Origin of the sequence: Rhizobium giardinii bv. giardinii H152, from assembly GCF_000379605.1 — a bacterium.
Classification (GTDB): Bacteria; Pseudomonadota; Alphaproteobacteria; order Rhizobiales; family Rhizobiaceae; genus Pararhizobium; species Pararhizobium giardinii.
Map to the genome: position 1 here is coordinate 61,812 of NZ_KB902668.1, position 16,530 is coordinate 78,341.

Here is a 16,530-nt window from a genome sequence, read left to right on the forward strand (position 1 = left end):
TTTAATTCGGTGGGTTGCCGGTTTCAAGCAGAAGATTTGATGCTTTCTTTGCGGTAGATTCGCGGGACTGGATTGCCGGCGGTTCTCGCCGACTCATGCGCCGGGGGAGATGCTCGATGCCGATCACGATGTCCAGGAGGGATCAGGAGGCGGAATTCCAGATCCTGCTCGATCGCCAATCGGCGCTGGATATCGGTGCATTTGTCGTCGACGGCGTCGATATTTCCCCCGGTGCCGCTATTCCCTCGGACGGTGACCGGCGCATCGATCAGGCGCTGCAGGGCTTCTTCTTTACCTGCGGTCCAGATCATATCCGCCATCCGGAACCGGTCGAGGGTTTCGATGACGGGCGAAGGTTTCCGTTGCACGGCTCGCTTTGCGGCACGCCGGTGCGGCGCACGGAAATGCCGGCCCCGGGCGAGCCGCCGGGATGTTTTGCCGAAACCGAAGTTCTGCTCGCCGACGGCGGAACGGCGCTGGTGACACGACGCTGGGCAATCAGCCGGGACGAAGCAGAAGTCTTGCTGTCGGACCGTGTAACCAATACGGGGGCCAAACCGTTCGCTCCGATGCTGATGTACCACATGAACATAAGCGGCTCGATGCTCGGGGAGGACACGCATATCGGCGGGACAATGTTCGGCGACGAGCGGCAACCATGGCGGTTCGGAGAGGGCGATAGCGCGCATTTCTGTCTGCCGGCCGCGAAGACGGCGGATGACGGCTGGGCGCAGGTGAGCCTCGGTCCGTTCGACGCCTTGTCCGGCCGCTCGGTGATTGTCAGGTTTTCGACCGTAACCCTGCCGTTCCTGCAGATGTGGCGATGCCAGCGCGGGACGGCCGACGTCATTAGCATCGAGCCGGTGTCCCACCGGATTGCCAAACGGACCGATCTTGCTGCTGCGGGTGAAATGCCGATGCTCGCACTGGGCGAAACGGTGGATTATGCACTGGCGTTCCAGATCCGGTGAAACCGGCTTTCCGATTGACGCCTTAGGCTGGCGGTCTTACATCAGTCCGGACACCATTTTCAGGAAGGTTTTTCCATGGACATTCGCCAGATCAACGATGAATATTCGGTCACCGGACAGATTTCCGTCGAAGACCTCGATACGATCAAGGCGATGGGATTCAAGTCGATTGTCTGCCACCGCCCGGACTTCGAGCAGCCGGATCAGCCGCAGTTCGAAACCATCGCCGCCCGCGCCAGGGAGCTCGGCCTCGACATCACCCATATCCCGGTCGGCCCGATGGGCGTGACGGCAGATGCGGTGCGCGAGATGGTCGATGCGCTGGATACGTTCGAGAGGCCGATGCTCGGCTATTGCCGCTCCGGCGCCCGCTCGACCAATGTGTATCAGCAGACCCAGCACATTCGCGGCTGACGAAGCCTTGTGAACGGCACGCGTCCTTGCGATCGCACGCCGCTTGCACCTGTGCGGCTAGCCGTTTCTGATCTGGCTCAATGTCCGCGTCGGCGTGATCGCCTCCGGATCGAGCCTGATCTCGATGATCGACGGCTTGCCGCTCCTGCGCGCGCGCTCGAAAGCGCCGGCAAATTCCTGCGTCTTTTCCACGCGCTCGCCATGTCCGCCAAATGTGCGGGCATAGGCTGCAAAATCCGGATTGGTGAGATCGGTTCCACTCACCCGCCCGGGATATTCCCGCTCCTGATGCATGCGAATCGTGCCGTAGATGCCGTTGTTGATGACCAGCGTGATGATCGGCAGGTTATAGCGGACGGCGGTTGCGAATTCCTGTCCGTGCATCAGGAAGCAGCCGTCACCGGCAAAGCAGATCACCTCGCGTTCAGGAAACAGATGTTTTGCCGCGACGGCGGCCGGCAGGCCATAGCCCATCGAGCCCGATGTCGGCGCAGCTTGCGTGTTGAAGCGGCGGAAGCGGTGGAAGCGATGCAGCCACGTCGCGTAATTGCCGGCACCGTTGGTGAAGATCGCATCCTCGGCCGTGTTCGCCTCGATGTATTGCATGATCGGTCCCATCTGCACATCGCCCGGGCCGGTTTCCGGTGGTGTGGACCAGGCCAGGTAAGCCTCATGCATCGCCGTGGTGCGATCGTGCCATGACGGCGGGGCGGCGGGCTTCAGGTCGTCCAAGGCAGCTGTGAAGTCGGCTGGCGCCGCCGCAATCGCCAGGTCCGGACGGTAGACGCGGCCGAGTTCGCCGGCGTCTGGATGGACATGCACCAGCGTCTGGCGCGGGTAGGGCACGTCAAGCAACGTATAGCCGGACGATGGCATTTCGGAGAAGCGGCCACCGATCAAAAGCACAAGGTCCGCCTCGCGGATTTCCTTGGCGAGCGTCGGATTGATGCCGATGCCGACATCGCCGGCATAGTTCGGATGAAGATGGTCAAACAACATCTGGCGGCGGAAGGAGCAGCCGACCGGCAGCGTGTACCGTTCCGCAAATGCCTGGAATTGCCGGATGGCCTGTTCGCTCCAGCGCGTACCGCCGAGAATGGCGATCGGGCGCGCGGCCTTAGCCAGCAAGCCTTCGAGCGTCTTGATCTGGCCGCTGCCGGGATGACTTTCGACAGGCTGATAGGGTTTGGCGGCCGGCGCCTCGGTCTTCTGTGTGAGCATGTCCTCCGGCAAGGTAAGTACCACCGGGCCGGGGCGGCCGGAGGTTGCGATGGCGAAGGCGCGGGTGACGAATTCGGGTATGCGTGCGGGATCGTCGATCTCGCCAACCCATTTGGCGATTTCGGTGAAGGCGCGACGATATTCGACTTCCTGAAAGGCCTCGCGCTCGCGCGCGTCGCGCTGCACCTGGCCGATGAACAGGATCATAGGGATCGAATCCTGGCGGGAGATATGCAGGCCCGCGGATGCATTCATCGCACCCGGTCCGCGGGTAACCATGCAGATGCCCGGTTCGCCGGTAAGACGGCCCCAGGCATCCGCCATCATCGCCGCACCGCCCTCCTGGCGGCAGACCACCACGTCTATGTCGGTATCGTAAAGCGCATCGAGCACCGCCAGATAGCTTTCGCCCGGAACGCAGGAAATCCGCTGGACGCCATTCGCCTTCAGCGCCTCGACGATCAGTTCCCCGCCTGTCTTCATATCCGCTCCTCCCAAAGCTCGTGAAACATGTTTTGTCAATTTGATCGGTTCCGGACCGGCACCGTCGATCCTGCGGTCAGAGGCCGGACGCGATGAACATTGCGCTGACTGTAAATTTTGCCGCAATGTCGGTCATCCACGCCGTCGTTATGTCCGCCGCCCCACCACTGTCAGGCACCAGCCGGCAAAATCCCGCATGGCGCTGTCGCGTTCCGTTTCATTCAGCGTTTCATGGCGCATCGTTGGATAGACCACCATCGTCACGCCCCGAAGGCCCACGGATACCATGCGCCTGGCCAGCCACTTGATTTCCCGGGCGCCATTGGTAGCGGGATCCTCGCCTCCGCCGACAAGATGGATCGGCAGGTTCTGAGGCAGCCGCCGCAACCGCTCCCGCCTTGCGCCGCGGAACGTAAGTTCGAAGAGGTCGATCCACAACGAGACACTGGCGTCGAAACCGCAGAGGGGGTCCTCGACATACTTTGCCACTTCCGCGGCATCGTGCGACAGCCAGTCGAACGCGGTGCTGGGGTTGGCAATAGACCGGCCCCAGGCGCCGAAGGTCAGTTTCGGTAGAACCCCGCTTGGGACATCCGAGCCCTTCAGCATCTTTTCGGCACCGAGAATGACCTGCGCGGCGCGGCCGGCAGGACCCGGATTGAAGTTCGAATTCCACACCGCCAGGCCATCATAGAGGCCAGGATCGGTCTCTGCGGCATTGAGCGCGATCAGTCCGCCCATCGAATGACCGAACAGGATAAGTGGAAGGCCTGGATGATTGGCGGCCGCCATGTCGCGCATTGCCCTAACATCGGTCAAGACCTTGTCGATGCCCTGCCGGTGTGCATAGCGACCGAGCGGCGCATCGCCGGCTTTGGTTGCGCCATGGCCGCGATGGTCGTGCGCATAGACGTGAAAGCCGTGCCCGGCCATGAATTCGGCAAACCGAGCATAGCGGGCGGAATGTTCGGCAAGCCCGTGGCTGATGATCAGCACGCCTTTTTCCGGCGCAACTGCCGGTGAGCGGCGCCAGGCGAGCGCGGCTCCGCTCGGGCTTTGCAACGTTTCGACCTTGGCAAACACGCCAATCCTCCCAGGCGAAGTTCCAGCACGTCCCCGCTATCAACTTGATTTGTCAGCGAAAGGCAATCTCTGCTTGGTGCTCGTTTCGCATCAGGTCAGGAAAGTTCGGGCGGATATAGATTCAGGGTTGCATTTTTCCCGTTTTAGTCACTAAATGATCATGTTTTGTTCTTGTTTTTGGAGGGCTTTCGATGCAGGGGAATATCTTTATGCGCTTTCTCAGCCGTGCGGGACTTGCCGTGCTGGCGGTCATGATAGCATTTCCGGTGCTTGCCGATGACAAGGAGGCGCCGAGCGGAAAAACGCAATATATTCTCGCCGTCAGCTGGCAGCCGGGTTTCTGCGAGACGCGGCCGAAGCGCAAGGAATGCGTCGGGCTGACGGCCGAACGCCACGATGCGACGCATTTCTCCCTGCATGGTCTCTGGCCGATGAAGAAGAGTTATTGCGGTGTCGCGGCAGATATTCGGGCGCGCGACAGGAAAGGTGACTGGCTGGAGCTGCCGCAACTGGCGATGGCTGAGGAAACGCAGGCGAAACTTTTGATCGCCATGCCGGGAACGCAATCGGGCCTCGACCGGCATCAATGGCTGCGCAGCGGCACCTGCCAGGGCGGCACGGCGCAGGACTATTTCGCCATGCAACTGCGTCTTCTCGACGAACTCAACGGCTCGGCGGTGCGAACCCTGTTCACCGCTCGCCTCGGACAAGAGGTGACGGAAGGCGAGATCAAGCAGGCCTTCGACACGAGTTTCGGCAAGGGGGCCGGCGAACGCGTGCGGATGCGCTGCCAGAAGGCGGGTGATCGAAGTGTGATCACCGGATTGACGATCGGGCTTTCCGGCGATGTCTCGGCCGGTGCTGGCCTGTCGCCTCTGATCCTGGCTGCCGCCGATACCGATTTTAAATGCGGCAGGGGGATCGTTGACGCCGCCGGCGTTCAATGAATGGCTGAGGCAAAGCCTGTTTCTTCATTGCTCCGCCGGGATAATTCGCCTACATAGCGGGCAAAATCCCATTCCGTCGGAGCAGTCTCTATATGGCACGTCAATTCATCTATCATATGTCCGGGCTGAATAAGTCCTACGGCACCAAGAAGGTGCTGGAGAACGTCAATCTGTCGTTCTACCCGGATGCCAAGATCGGTATCCTCGGCCCGAACGGCGCCGGTAAGTCGACCGTGCTGCGCATCATGGCCGGCCTCGACAAGGAATTTACCGGCGAAGCCTGGGTCGCCGAAGGCGCCACCGTCGGCTACCTGGCACAGGAGCCGCAGCTCGACCCAACCAAGACGGCGATGGAAAACGTCATGGAAGGCGTTGCCGACAAGACGGCCATCCTCGAGCGCTACAACGAACTGATGATGAACTATTCCGACGAGACCGCGGAAGAGGGCGCCAAGCTCCAGGACATCATCGATGGCCAGAACCTCTGGGATCTGGAAAGCCAGGTCGAAATGGCCATGGACGCGCTGCGCTGCCCGCCCGGCGATGCCGACGTGACGAGCCTTTCGGGTGGTGAGCGCCGCCGCCTGGCGCTCTGCAAGCTGCTGCTGTCGAAGCCGGACCTGCTTCTGCTCGACGAACCGACCAACCATCTGGACGCCGAAACCATTGCCTGGCTGGAAAATCATCTGCGCCAGTATCCGGGCGCCGTGATGATGATCACCCACGACCGCTACTTCCTCGACAACGTCACGGGCTGGATCCTCGAACTCGACCGCGGCCGCAGCATTCCCTACGAAGGCAACTACTCGGCCTACCTGCTCGCCAAGGCCAAGCGCATGGCCCAGGAAAACCGCGAAGAAGCATCCCGCCAGAAGGCGATCAGCCGCGAGCAGGAATGGATCGCTTCCAGCCCGAAAGCCCGTCAGGCCAAATCAAAGGCGCGTATCAAGGCCTATGACGAACTGGTCGATGCCGCCGATAAGATGCGTCTCGGCGATGCGCAGATCATCATTCCGATCGGTGAACGTCTTGGTCAGGTCGTCATTGAAGCGGAGAACATCACCAAGGGTTACGGCGATCGCGTGCTGATCGACAACCTGTCGATCAAGTTGCCGCCGGGTGGCATCGTCGGTGTCATCGGACCGAACGGCGCTGGCAAGACGACCCTGTTCCGGATGATCACCGGTCAGGAGAAGCCGGATAGCGGCACCTTCCGCATCGGCGATTCCGTGAAGCTCGGCTATGTCGACCAGAGCCGCGATGCGCTGGATGGCAACAAGACCGTCTGGGAAGAAATTTCCGGCGGCGCCGAAGTCATCAAGCTCGGCAAGCTCGAAATGAACTCGCGCGCCTATTGCGGCGCCTTCAACTTCAAGGGCACGGACCAGCAGCAGAAGGTCGGCAACCTCTCAGGCGGTCAGCGCAACCGCGTTCACCTGGCCAAGATGCTGAAGGCCGGCGGCAACGTCCTGTTGCTCGACGAACCGACCAACGATCTCGACACCGAGACACTGGCGGCGCTGGAAATCGCGCTGGAAAATTTTGCCGGCTGCGCCGTGATCATCAGCCACGACCGCATGTTCCTCGACCGTCTTGCCACGCATATCCTCGCCTTCGAGGGCGATAGCCATGTCGAATGGTTCGAAGGCAACTTCGAGGATTACGAGAAGGACAAGATCCGCCGCCTCGGCCCGGAATCGGTCAATCCGAGCCGCGTCAGCTACAAGCGTCTGACCCGGTAGGGACAAGCCCACGCGCCGCCTTTTCGGCGTGTTCGGATATGTGAACCGGAAGGCGGCTGCATTTGGCCGCCTTTTCCATTTGTGGACGTTGCGGCATTGCGCCACATTTCATCTTGCGGCACCTGCGAAAATCACATAAACATATCTTTATGTGTTGATGAGGGTCGCAATGGCGAGAGAGCAAGGGCTTGGACTGGACGCGTTGGTGGACGTCCTCAAGGCGGCGGGAGAGCCGACGCGGATGCGTCTGCTCGCCTTGCTGGCTGCCGGCGACCTGACCGTCACCGATCTTACCGAAATTCTCGGACAATCGCAGCCCCGAATTTCCCGCCACCTGAAACTGCTCGCAGAAGTGGCGCTGATCGATCGCTACCAGGAAGGTGCCTGGGCCTATTTCCGCCTAAAAGGCGAGGGGGCGGGGGTCGCCCTGGTGCGCGATCTCCTGGCCGCTTCCAGCGTCTCTGATGCGGTGTTGACGCGCGACGCTGAGCGGCTGGCGGCATTGAAGCAGGCGCGCTCGGAGAAGGCGCAGGCCTATTTCAGCCGCAATGCCGCCGAATGGGACGAATTGCGCCGCCTGCATGTCAGCGAGGCGGATGTCGAGGCGGCGCTGAAAAAGGTCGTCGGCACTGAACCGGTTGATGGGCTGCTCGATCTCGGCACCGGCACGGGGCGCATTCTGCAACTGTTCGAAGGCCTCTACCGGCGCGGCGTCGGCGTCGATGCCAGCCGCGACATGCTGGCCGTTGCCCGCGCCAATCTGGATCGGGCCGGCATCACCAAGGCTTCCATCCGGCATGGTGATATCTTCAACCTGCCGCTGGACGGGCGCCAGTTCGACCTGGTCACAATTCATCAGGTTTTGCACTTTCTGCAGCAGCCGGAAGCGGCGATCGCCGAGGCCGCCCGCATGCTGTCGCCCGGCGGCCGGCTGGCGATCATTGATCTCGCCCCGCACGCGCTAGAATATCTGCGCGACGACCATGCCCATATGCGCCTGGGCTTTTCGCGCCAGACCATGGCGGAATGGCTGGAGAAGGCCGGGCTCAGTGTCGAAGAGGTCGTCGATCTAGCCCCGGAAAAGGACCGCGACCGCCAGTTGACCGTGACCATATGGCTAGCCCGCGACCAGCGGCAGACCACCGTCGCGGATTTATCCGAGGGCGGCAAAGCCCTAGCCTATGCCGGGAGACCATGACATGCCGATACACACCCTTTACCCGGCCGAACGCGGCAATCTGAGGCTCTCCTTCGAATATTTCCCCCCCAAGAATGACGAGATGGAAACGCAGTTGTTCCAGACCGTCGAGAATCTCGCTGCCTTCAATCCGGCATTCGTGACGATGACCTATGGCGCCGGCGGCTCCACAAAGGCGCGTTCCCTGACGGCCGTGCGGCGGATGATCCACGAGGCCGGCTTTCCGAACACGGCCGCCCATCTGACCTGTGTCGGCGCCGCCAAGGATGACGTCGATGCGATCGTCAGCGAGTTCATCGACGGTGGGGTTCGGCATTTCGTCGCCCTGCGCGGTGATCCCCAGGGCGGGATCGGCGCTCGCTACGAGCCCTTTCCCGGTGGTTACGAAAACGCGGCCGCGCTGGTCGCGGCGATCCGGGGCAGAGGCGACTTCGAGATTTCCGTGTCCGCTTATCCGGAAAAGCATCCCGAAAGCCCGGACGTCGCCACCGATATCGATATGCTGAAGCGCAAGGTCGACAGCGGCGCAACCCGCGCACTGACCCAGTTCTTCTTCGACAACAATGATTTCGAGCGCTATCTCGAACGCGTGCGGCGCGCCGGTATTACCATCCCCGTCGTTCCGGGCATCCTGCCGATCAACAATCTGACGCAGGTCAGCAAGTTTGCCGGGCTGTGCGGTGCGCGGATTCCCGAGGTCGTTGTCGCCCGCTTGGCCCATCTCGACGAGAGCCCGGAGGAGCGCTTCAAGGAAGCAACCCATATTGCTGCCGAGCAGATCGTCGATCTCGCCCGTCGTGGTGTCCGCGATTTCCATGTCTATACCATGAACCGGTCGCCGCTCGTCGCTGCGGTTTGCGATCTCGTCGGGTTTGAGCGGGCCGCGCCGGCTGCGGCCGCGTCCCGCGCAGCGGGTGCTGCAGCGTAGGCGGATTGCATCGGCATCCGGACAGAAAAAAGCCCTTGAGACCGGAGGGTTTCAAGGGCTTTGTCGTCTGGCAGCGTTGCTTTGCCGTGCTCGGTGGAGCGATTAGCATGCTGCAATTGGTTTACGGTATTATAGTCCTTCTTTACCGATTGGACTGTTCGCCTGACGTTTTCAGATGAAAAGCATGGTTGCTACGAAAACGAACGCTGCACTTATCATGAGGACATTCAAAGAATGTGTAATTCCCATAACCGGCCCTCCTTGCGTTAACGCACGAAACATAGGGTGAAAATGTCACGGGTGAAAGAAAAAGTTATGCTGCGGTGCGGTACCTAGTGCTTAAAAAACCGTTATGCACAAGGTTAAGCCGCTGAATAACAACGATTTTAGACGTCGCCACATTTTTTTCACAATGTCTTCGATTTGGTTAATGTAACGCACTGAAATGCGCTGTGAGTGACCGAAAAGAGACATTTCCGCTCGGCACGAACGCCGAATCCGGTCCTTTTCAAGGTCGACGCAAAGGCAGGATGCGGCCGTCCAGCACCACCAGTCCGGCGGCGATCAGCAGCATGCCGGCGACGTCCGTCGGCTCGAGCGTTTCCCCGAGGAACAGGAAACCGAGCAGGATCGCGCTGGGCGGCACCAGCAGCGTCACCAGCGAGGTGTTCGTCGCACCCGCACGGCTCATGATGCGAAAGAACAGGATATAGCCGTAGGCCGTGGAGATCAGCGCCAGGGCAAGCACCGCGAGGACGGAGGTGATCGGCGGCGCCGGCAGTTGCCATGGCGTGTCGATGACCAGGGCGAGCGGTAACATGATCAGCGTCGATGCGGTCAGCTGCCCGGCCGCGGTCACGGGCGCCGCCAGTCCCCTGAAGCGCTTGCCGTATGTCGCGGCGAAACCATAGCTGATTGCGGCAATGACCGGGAAAAGCAACGCCCAGAGCGGGATGTTGCTGCCGGACTGCATCAGCCCGGGCAGGGCGCTCGGTCCGATCAGCACGGCCGTTCCGGCAAGGCCAAGCAGGCAGCCGGATATCTTTGCAAGGCTCAGCTTCTCGTCATGCGTCAGCGCATTGGCGATCAAGACGGTCCAGACCGGCGTCGTGGCGTTGAGGATGGCGGCGAGGCCGGCCCCGATCTGCGTCTGGCCAAAGAAGATGAGCGTGTGTGGAATGGCATTGTTGATCAGCCCGAGCATCAGAAATTGCGGCCAGCGGGCTTTGAGTTCGCTGTAGATGTCGTAACGGCCGGACACATAGATGTGCAGCGCCAGGGCCGCGAGCGCCACGCGCAATAGGACGAGCGTCAAGGCCGGCACATGCTGGATGGCGATGCGCGCAAAGAAGAACGAGCCGCCCCAGATCAGCCCCAGCAGCGCCAGAAGGCCCCAGGTGGCCGGTGTCATCCGGTGCTGCAAACCATCCGTTTTTGCGTGCATGCGACTTGACCTTCCCCTGCCTCATTCGGAACATACCGAGGGGTAAGGCTTGAAGCGGGATTTATCCACCCGATTCTTGAGCTTGGCCATCGACGCGAGGACGATCCGCTGGAGCCACTGACGACACAATCCATCGCCGCTGCCGCGCATGAGGGGCAGGGGCTTATTCCCATCGCGATCGTCGTGGCGGTCGCAGCGCTGCTCGGGCTGGGCTTTCTGCGCCTGCGCCAGCCGCCGTTGGTCGGCTTCATCCTGGCGGGCGTTGCGCTTGGGCCGACGGGGTTCGGCTTCATCTCCTCCAGCGGCAACGTCACACTGCTTGCCGAGATGGGCGTCGTCGTCCTGTTGTTCTTCATCGGCATGGAGCTCTCGATCAAGGCCTTCGTGCTCAGCCTGCGGCAGGCGCTGCTTGTCGCCGGCGGCCAGGTTATCGCCGCCATCGCAGCCGCCGGGCTGATTGCCTTGATGATGGGGGCAAGCCTGGCGGAAGGGCTGATCCTCGGCTTCGTCATCGCCATGTCGTCCACCGTCGTTGCCATGAAGATGCTGGAGGATATGGGCGAACTGCGCAGCGAAACCGGGCGAATTGCCGTCGGCGTACTGATCGCCCAGGATATCGCCGTGGTGCCGATGCTGATCCTTGTTTCGAGCCTGGGTGGCGAGGACATGCGGATCGCCACGATCGCAGTGAAGATGCTGATCGCCATTACCATCCTTGCCGCCTTGCTATGGTGGTTCGGCCGGCATGGGAAACTGAGGATTCCGTTCAGCGAGGCGGTCGAGGACAAGGTCGAGATCCTGGCGCTCGGGGCACTTGCCGTCTGTTTCGGCGCGGCGGCGATTTCCGGCCTTGCCGGCATGTCGCCCGCCTACGGCGCCTTTCTGTCCGGCATCGTCATCGGCAATTCCACCTTGCGCAGCCGCGTCATCCCGGTGATCGAGCCGATCCAGAGCGTGCTGCTGGTGGTGTTCTTCCTGTCGATCGGGTTGCTGATAGACCTGACCTTCATCGGCGAAAATTTCTGGTCGGTCCTCAGTGCCGCGCTGATCGTCATTGCCGCCAAGACGGTGCTCAACATCTTCCTGCTGCGAAAGACCGGATCGTCACCCCAGATCGCCTTGATCGCCGGCCTGTCGATGGCGCAGATCGGCGAATTCTCCTTCGTGCTGGCGGCTGCCGGCCTGAGCGCAGGCGTGCTGCAGTTCGATACCTACAAGGTCGCAATCGCCGTTACCGCCGTCACGCTGCTGGTATCGCCGGTGTGGGTCAGCGTGATGCACCGGCTGGAGAACATCGCTTCCGAACATCTTTCGACCTACCGCAAGGCGTTTGCGATCGCCTATGCGCGCGAACTGAGCGAGGTGTCGAAGGGAGGGGCAGCGCTTGCGGATGCCCGTTGGTCGCTTCGCCTGCGGTACCGCGCGTTGCGGCTTGCCCGCCACCACCGGCGGCGGGCGCGTTTGCGCGGCGAGCGCGAGGCAGACGCTAAAGAGCGTTGAGAACCGTTTCCGTCGCCCAGCCGTCAGCCGGCAGGCCAAGGCGCAGCTGTTCCTTCTGCAGCGCGGCGCGCGTGCCGGAACCGAGGATGCCATCGATCTTGCCGACGTCGTGGCCCATCGTCTGAAGTTTAACCTGAAGCGCCTTCATGCGCTCGTCACTCAATCCCTGTTCAGGATTGCCGCTCTCATAGGGCGGCGCGCCGGCAAGGCGGGTGGCGAAATAGGCAGCAGAGGTCGTGTAGATGAATGACTGGTTCCATTCGAGATAGATGTTGAAATTCGGGTAGGTCATGAAGGCAACGCCATGGCGTCCCTGCGGGACGACGACCGAGGCGGGAAGCTGCGAAAATGTGGTATTGCCGTCGCGCGGCTTGACGCCGAGGGCGAACCAGTCGCCGGCGGTCATGCCGGACTGCAAGCCGGTCTTCTCCCACGGCAGGTTTTCCGGCAGGCTAACCTCCTGGATCCAGGGCTGGCCGGCCGTAAAGCCAAGGCTCTTGATGAATTTCGCGGCCGTCAGGATCGCGTCTGGCGAGCTCTGCTTGAGGTTCACATGGCCGTCGCCATCGCCATCCACCCCTTGCGCGATGATGTCTTCCGGCAGCATCTGCACCTGACCGATTTCTCCGGCCCAGGCGCCCGTGGTGGTTGCCGGGTCAAGATCGCCGTGCTGGACCATCTCGATGGCGGCGATCAGCTGCGGCCGGAACATTTCCGGGCGGCGGCAGTCGTGCGCCAGCGTGACCAGCGCATTGCGGGTGTTGAAATCCCCCTGGACGGCGCCGAAATCCGTCTCCATCGCCCAGAAGGCGGTGATCACCGGGGCCGGAACGCCGAATTCGCTTTCCGCCCGCTCGAAGACCGCGGCATATTCCTTCATCTTCTTGGCGCCCGTATCCAGACGCCCCTTGCTGACGGTGCGTTGGGAGAAATCGGTGAAGCTCTGCTTGAAGACGCCCTGCGCGCGGTCACGGCTCAGTACCTTCTCGGAAATCGCAGCGCCGGCGAGCGCGCGGTCGACGGCTTCTGCCGGGATACCCTTGGCAATCGCCTCGGCCTTGACGCCTTGCAGGAAGGACGCGAGGTCGCCGCCGCAGGGCGCTGCCGGCGTCGTCGTTTGCTGCGCAAGGGCAGACGAGGTCAGAAGGGTGAGAAAGCCGATCGAAAGAACGGAGCGCAGGGTGCCGCGTGTCATCGCAAGTCCTTGTTGTCAGGCCGGGACTGGCCGGATGCGGCCCGCAAAAGAGCCGCGGTTGTTGGTGAATATGGAAGCCGCTGTCGCACGGCAATGGGGCGGAAAGAAGAAAACCGCCCCTGAAGCGCATCACGGCAAAATGGATAATTGGGTCCTTGTTTCCATGCATGTCGCTACCCGAAACCCGCCGCACACTGTTGGGCGACATTGCATTGGTCGCTCAATTCTCGGCTTGTTCGCGCGCTTTCGAAACGGCTGCCACCCAATTCTTCCAGTTCTTGGGCGACCCCGCAAAGACATTGATGTCGGCGTCGCCGTCAATGCCAGGGATGACGCCCGTGCTGGTATATTGCCAGAAGGCCCAGCGGCGCTGCGGGTAGATCTCCGTCGGGTGCTTGGCCACCGAACGAACCCAGAAATGATAGTCCTTGAACTGGCCGACAAGATTGTCGCGGTGGAAGTCAACCGAGGTGTAGATGATCGGGCGCTTGCCGTAATGCTGCTCAAGCCGGTCCATGAAGCGCTTCATTTCGGTCTGCACGGTCAGCGGCGAAGGCCGGTAGCGGCAGGTCTTGGATTCGCCGTTCCATTCGACATCGAGAACCGGCGGAAGATAGACCGCGTTCCTCGGCACATTGGCGATGAACCAGTCGGCCTGCTGATCGGCCGTCGAGCAGAAATAGTAGAAATGATAGGGCGCGTAGGGCAGGCCGGCGGCGCGGGCGCGCTGCCAGTATTCGTTGAACCGTGCGTCTACCCTGTCCTTGCCTTCCGTCGCCTTGATGAAGGCGAACGAAACCCCGGATCCCTTCACCTTGACCCAGTCGATATCGCCCTGCCACTTCGAGACGTCGACGCCGTGGATATTGTGATTATACGGCGTGCGTTCGCCGAAATCCTGCGGGTCCTTGTCCTGGAACTTGGGCGGGATCGATGCGGTGGAAACCAGATCGTAGTCGGTCGACGTGCAGCCGGAAAGAAGCGTCACAATAGGCAGAAGAGCCAGGAATAGCCGGCGCATGAGGTTCCCGTTCTGAAACGATCGACGATGATGCCTCACACGATGGTGCCCGCTGATGTGAATCCCCCGGAGGCGTGAGCCCCATATTCGCCACATCATGGTAAAAATTGAGTTAGTTTCAAGCCGCAATGTTGAAATGGCATTGCCGTCGCCGCCCGCCGGTTGATCCGACCTTGGCGCGGGAGCGTGATGCGCAGCCTGCGGCGGCTTATTTCGACGAGCGGGTATAGACGAAAAGCCAGGCATAGCCACGGCCGATCGGACGGAAGTCGACGGCATCGCCGAACCTCGCAGCGTTGGCCGTGAGCACGGTCACCATCGCCTCGCGCGGCGTCACGTGAAAGCGTTTCAGCCAGGCTTGGAGCAGGCGCTGGAACAGACGCGGCAGGCGTTCCTGCTGGCCGAAATCGGCGATATGGAGCGAACCGCCGGGATTGAGCGCCGCAATCGCCGCGTCGATCGCCTTTTCCCAGTCCGGGATCATCGACAGCGCATAGGAAATGACGATGCGGTCGAAGCCGGTTTCGCCGAATTCCGACGGCTGGAAATCGGTCGCGTCGGCGACGCGCAGAACCGTCTTCGTCCGCCCGGGCCTGCCCAGTTTCGCCTCGGCCGAAACGAGCATTTCAGCCGAGATGTCGAGCCCGAATAGGCGCGCCTGCGGAAAACGCCGGCCGATCAGCGCCAGATTGCGGCCGGTGCCGCAGCCGATTTCAAGCACGCTGCCGCCGGCCGGAACATCAAGCCCACGGATCAGCGTGTCGCGGCCGAAGAGGTAGTATTTGCGGGTCAGGTCGTAGAAATGCCGCTGCGTGCGGTACATCCGGTCCATGCGCTGGGCATGGCTGGCGCCGGTATCGATCGCCGTCATACCGTTTTCCTGTAGATATGGAAGCCGCCATAGATGGCAGAGCGATCCTTGAGGTTCAGGGCCTGCGACTTGTCCGCATCGTAGTGCCACTGGCCAAGCAGGGCCTGCGATACGCGGCCCTCCAGGATGCTGGCTTCCGCGGCCGTGCGGAAGATCACGACGGCGCCTTCCGCCGATGTGCGGGTAATTTCGCTCCACAGGTCATTGAGCTGGCGGTCGCTCATCCAATCCTGCGCATCGAGCAGGACGTAGCGGTCGACGGAACCGGCCGGCTTCTTCGCAAGAAGCTCGGTGAAGCTGGCGTGATGGACATGCACGCGTTCGGCATTGTTGCGGATCGTCTCGTGACGGCTGGCCTGCAGGTAGACCGGCAGTTCGCCTTCATGCGGCAGCGGATAGCGGCGGGCAAAGGCCTGCCAGGCGAAATAGTTTTCCTTCAGCGGGAAATGGCAGGAAAGCTTTTCGAGACGCTGGCGCAGCACGCCGGCCAGTGACTTTTCCTCGCTCAGGCTGGCAAGCTCGTCGAACTGTTGCGGCGGGATGCCAAGCCCGAACAGCGAGCTCTTGCGGCTGGTGATCCAGCGGATCACCGGGCGGTCGAACAGGGGCGCCAGCCGCTCATCGAAGAACTGCCGCTGTTCGCGCATCGAGCGGGCATCGGCAAGCTCGCTCGGATCGACGCCGTGCAAGCGCGCCAGAAGATGACCGAGGCTGATGAAGCGGCCGAGCAGGCCGGTGCGGTAGATGTTCTTGCCGAAAACCCGGATGCGGCGTTGGCCAGTCAGGCCGCGGCTGTTCCAGTATTTGCGTGTCGCGGTGTCGAGCTTGGGCGCGAGGAACATGTCGAAGGCCTGGACGTTGCTGGCAACATCGTGCCGGGCAAGGAAGCGAACGACATCCCCATGGGCGGGCAGGTGGCGGAAAGCGGCAAGCTTCAGCCGGTTGAGCGCGATATGATGTGGATTGAGATCAACGACGTCGATGCGCTCGGGTGCGGCAGAGAGATAGGCGAGCATGTTGCAGCCGCCCGACCCGATGGTGACGATATGGTGTTCCGGCCGGATCTGCATGGCGGCCATGTCGACAGCCGGGTCCTCCCAGATCTGCGGATAGACGAGACCGGTGAAAAGCAGTCCGAAAAGACGTTCAGACAGACCGTCGAGCGTAAGCGCCTTGTGCTGGATCAACGCGGTTTTAAGCTTGTGGTTCTTTTTGCCATAGCCTGCATCGGGGGCGAGATCGGTCATGTCAGCCTGCCATCTGTTGAAGTTGGAAGGCTTCTAAGACGAGTCCGCTACACTTTGATGACGGAGGGCTTATACAAATTCCGGTTCACAAAAATCGCTTGCGTTTGCCTAATCGCCGGCGGCGCGAATGACGTGAATGGTCGGTTCCCATTCCGGGTCGGTTTAAGCCGCGGACGTGATCGCCAGTTTGTGCTACCAACAGGCGAGATAGCGGCGCGATCAATAGGTTAGAAACAATTCTCGCACCAAAGTGATTGCCATAAAC

14 protein-coding genes are annotated in these 16,530 nt (G+C 61.6%); 7 read left to right on the forward strand and 7 right to left on the reverse strand.

From position 1 onward, the window contains the following. The first annotated feature begins 116 nt into the window (after positions 1-116). Entirely contained in the window at positions 117-971 is an 855-nt protein-coding gene (locus A3AY_RS0114865) for a DUF4432 family protein (protein WP_018326448.1), read from the forward strand. Between the two features lie 75 nt (positions 972-1,046). Beyond that, a complete protein-coding gene (locus A3AY_RS0114870) occupies positions 1,047-1,385 on the forward strand; it encodes a protein tyrosine phosphatase family protein (protein ID WP_018326449.1) in 339 nt (112 codons plus the stop codon). 57 nt (positions 1,386-1,442) lie between these two features. Here the strand turns inward: A3AY_RS0114870 and A3AY_RS0114875 are convergent, their stop codons facing one another. Beyond that, complete coding sequence (locus tag A3AY_RS0114875) at positions 1,443-3,089, reverse strand: thiamine pyrophosphate-binding protein (protein WP_018326450.1); 1,647 nt, start codon at positions 3,087-3,089, stop codon at positions 1,443-1,445. A gap of 147 nt (positions 3,090-3,236) precedes the next feature. Then, entirely contained in the window at positions 3,237-4,172 is a 936-nt protein-coding gene (locus tag A3AY_RS0114880; RefSeq protein ID WP_018326451.1) for an alpha/beta fold hydrolase, read from the reverse strand. Between the two features lie 209 nt (positions 4,173-4,381). Here A3AY_RS0114880 and A3AY_RS0114885 point away from each other — a divergent pair, with 209 nt between their 5' ends. The 4 genes from A3AY_RS0114885 to metF all read left to right on the forward strand — a co-directional run bounded on the left by A3AY_RS0114885 (position 4,382) and on the right by metF (position 8,987). Continuing rightward, positions 4,382-5,119, forward strand: coding sequence for a ribonuclease T2 (locus tag A3AY_RS0114885; RefSeq protein WP_018326452.1), 738 nt, complete (start codon positions 4,382-4,384; stop codon positions 5,117-5,119). Between the two features lie 92 nt (positions 5,120-5,211). Continuing rightward, positions 5,212-6,861 (forward strand): energy-dependent translational throttle protein EttA, encoded by a 1,650-nt coding sequence (gene ettA / locus A3AY_RS0114890; protein WP_018326453.1) that lies wholly within the window; start codon positions 5,212-5,214, stop codon positions 6,859-6,861. 169 nt (positions 6,862-7,030) lie between these two features. Then, complete coding sequence (locus A3AY_RS35360) at positions 7,031-8,059, forward strand: ArsR/SmtB family transcription factor (RefSeq protein ID WP_051108352.1); 1,029 nt, start codon at positions 7,031-7,033, stop codon at positions 8,057-8,059. Position 8,060: 1 nt separating this feature from the next. Then, complete coding sequence (gene metF / locus A3AY_RS0114900) at positions 8,061-8,987, forward strand: methylenetetrahydrofolate reductase [NAD(P)H] (RefSeq protein WP_018326455.1); 927 nt, start codon at positions 8,061-8,063, stop codon at positions 8,985-8,987. 508 nt (positions 8,988-9,495) lie between these two features. On the opposite strand, the gene A3AY_RS0114905 is transcribed toward metF, so the two are convergent. Then, on the reverse strand, positions 9,496-10,431 hold the full coding sequence (locus A3AY_RS0114905; protein ID WP_018326456.1) for a DMT family transporter: 936 nt from the start codon (positions 10,429-10,431) through the stop codon (positions 9,496-9,498). A 183-nt stretch (positions 10,432-10,614) separates the two neighbouring features. On the opposite strand from A3AY_RS0114905, the gene A3AY_RS0114910 reads away from it, so the two are divergent. Continuing rightward, positions 10,615-11,931 (forward strand): cation:proton antiporter, encoded by a 1,317-nt coding sequence (locus A3AY_RS0114910; RefSeq protein ID WP_018326457.1) that lies wholly within the window; start codon positions 10,615-10,617, stop codon positions 11,929-11,931. Here the strand turns inward: A3AY_RS0114910 and A3AY_RS0114915 are convergent. The 4 genes from A3AY_RS0114915 to A3AY_RS0114930 form a co-directional block, all read right to left on the reverse strand. Further along, positions 11,918-13,126 (reverse strand): lytic murein transglycosylase, encoded by a 1,209-nt coding sequence (locus A3AY_RS0114915; protein WP_018326458.1) that lies wholly within the window; start codon positions 13,124-13,126, stop codon positions 11,918-11,920. The genes A3AY_RS0114910 and A3AY_RS0114915 overlap by 14 nt on opposite strands. A 220-nt stretch (positions 13,127-13,346) precedes the next feature. After that, positions 13,347-14,147: a glycoside hydrolase family 25 protein gene (locus A3AY_RS0114920; RefSeq protein ID WP_018326459.1), complete on the reverse strand. Its 801-nt coding sequence runs from the start codon at positions 14,145-14,147 to the stop codon at positions 13,347-13,349. 208 nt (positions 14,148-14,355) lie between these two features. After that, entirely contained in the window at positions 14,356-15,018 is a 663-nt protein-coding gene (locus A3AY_RS0114925) for a class I SAM-dependent methyltransferase (RefSeq protein ID WP_018326460.1), read from the reverse strand. Continuing rightward, positions 15,015-16,265: a BtaA family protein gene (locus tag A3AY_RS0114930; RefSeq protein ID WP_018326461.1), complete on the reverse strand. Its 1,251-nt coding sequence runs from the start codon at positions 16,263-16,265 to the stop codon at positions 15,015-15,017. The genes A3AY_RS0114925 and A3AY_RS0114930 overlap by 4 nt, the downstream gene beginning before the upstream one ends. Positions 16,266-16,530 lie beyond the last annotated feature (265 nt).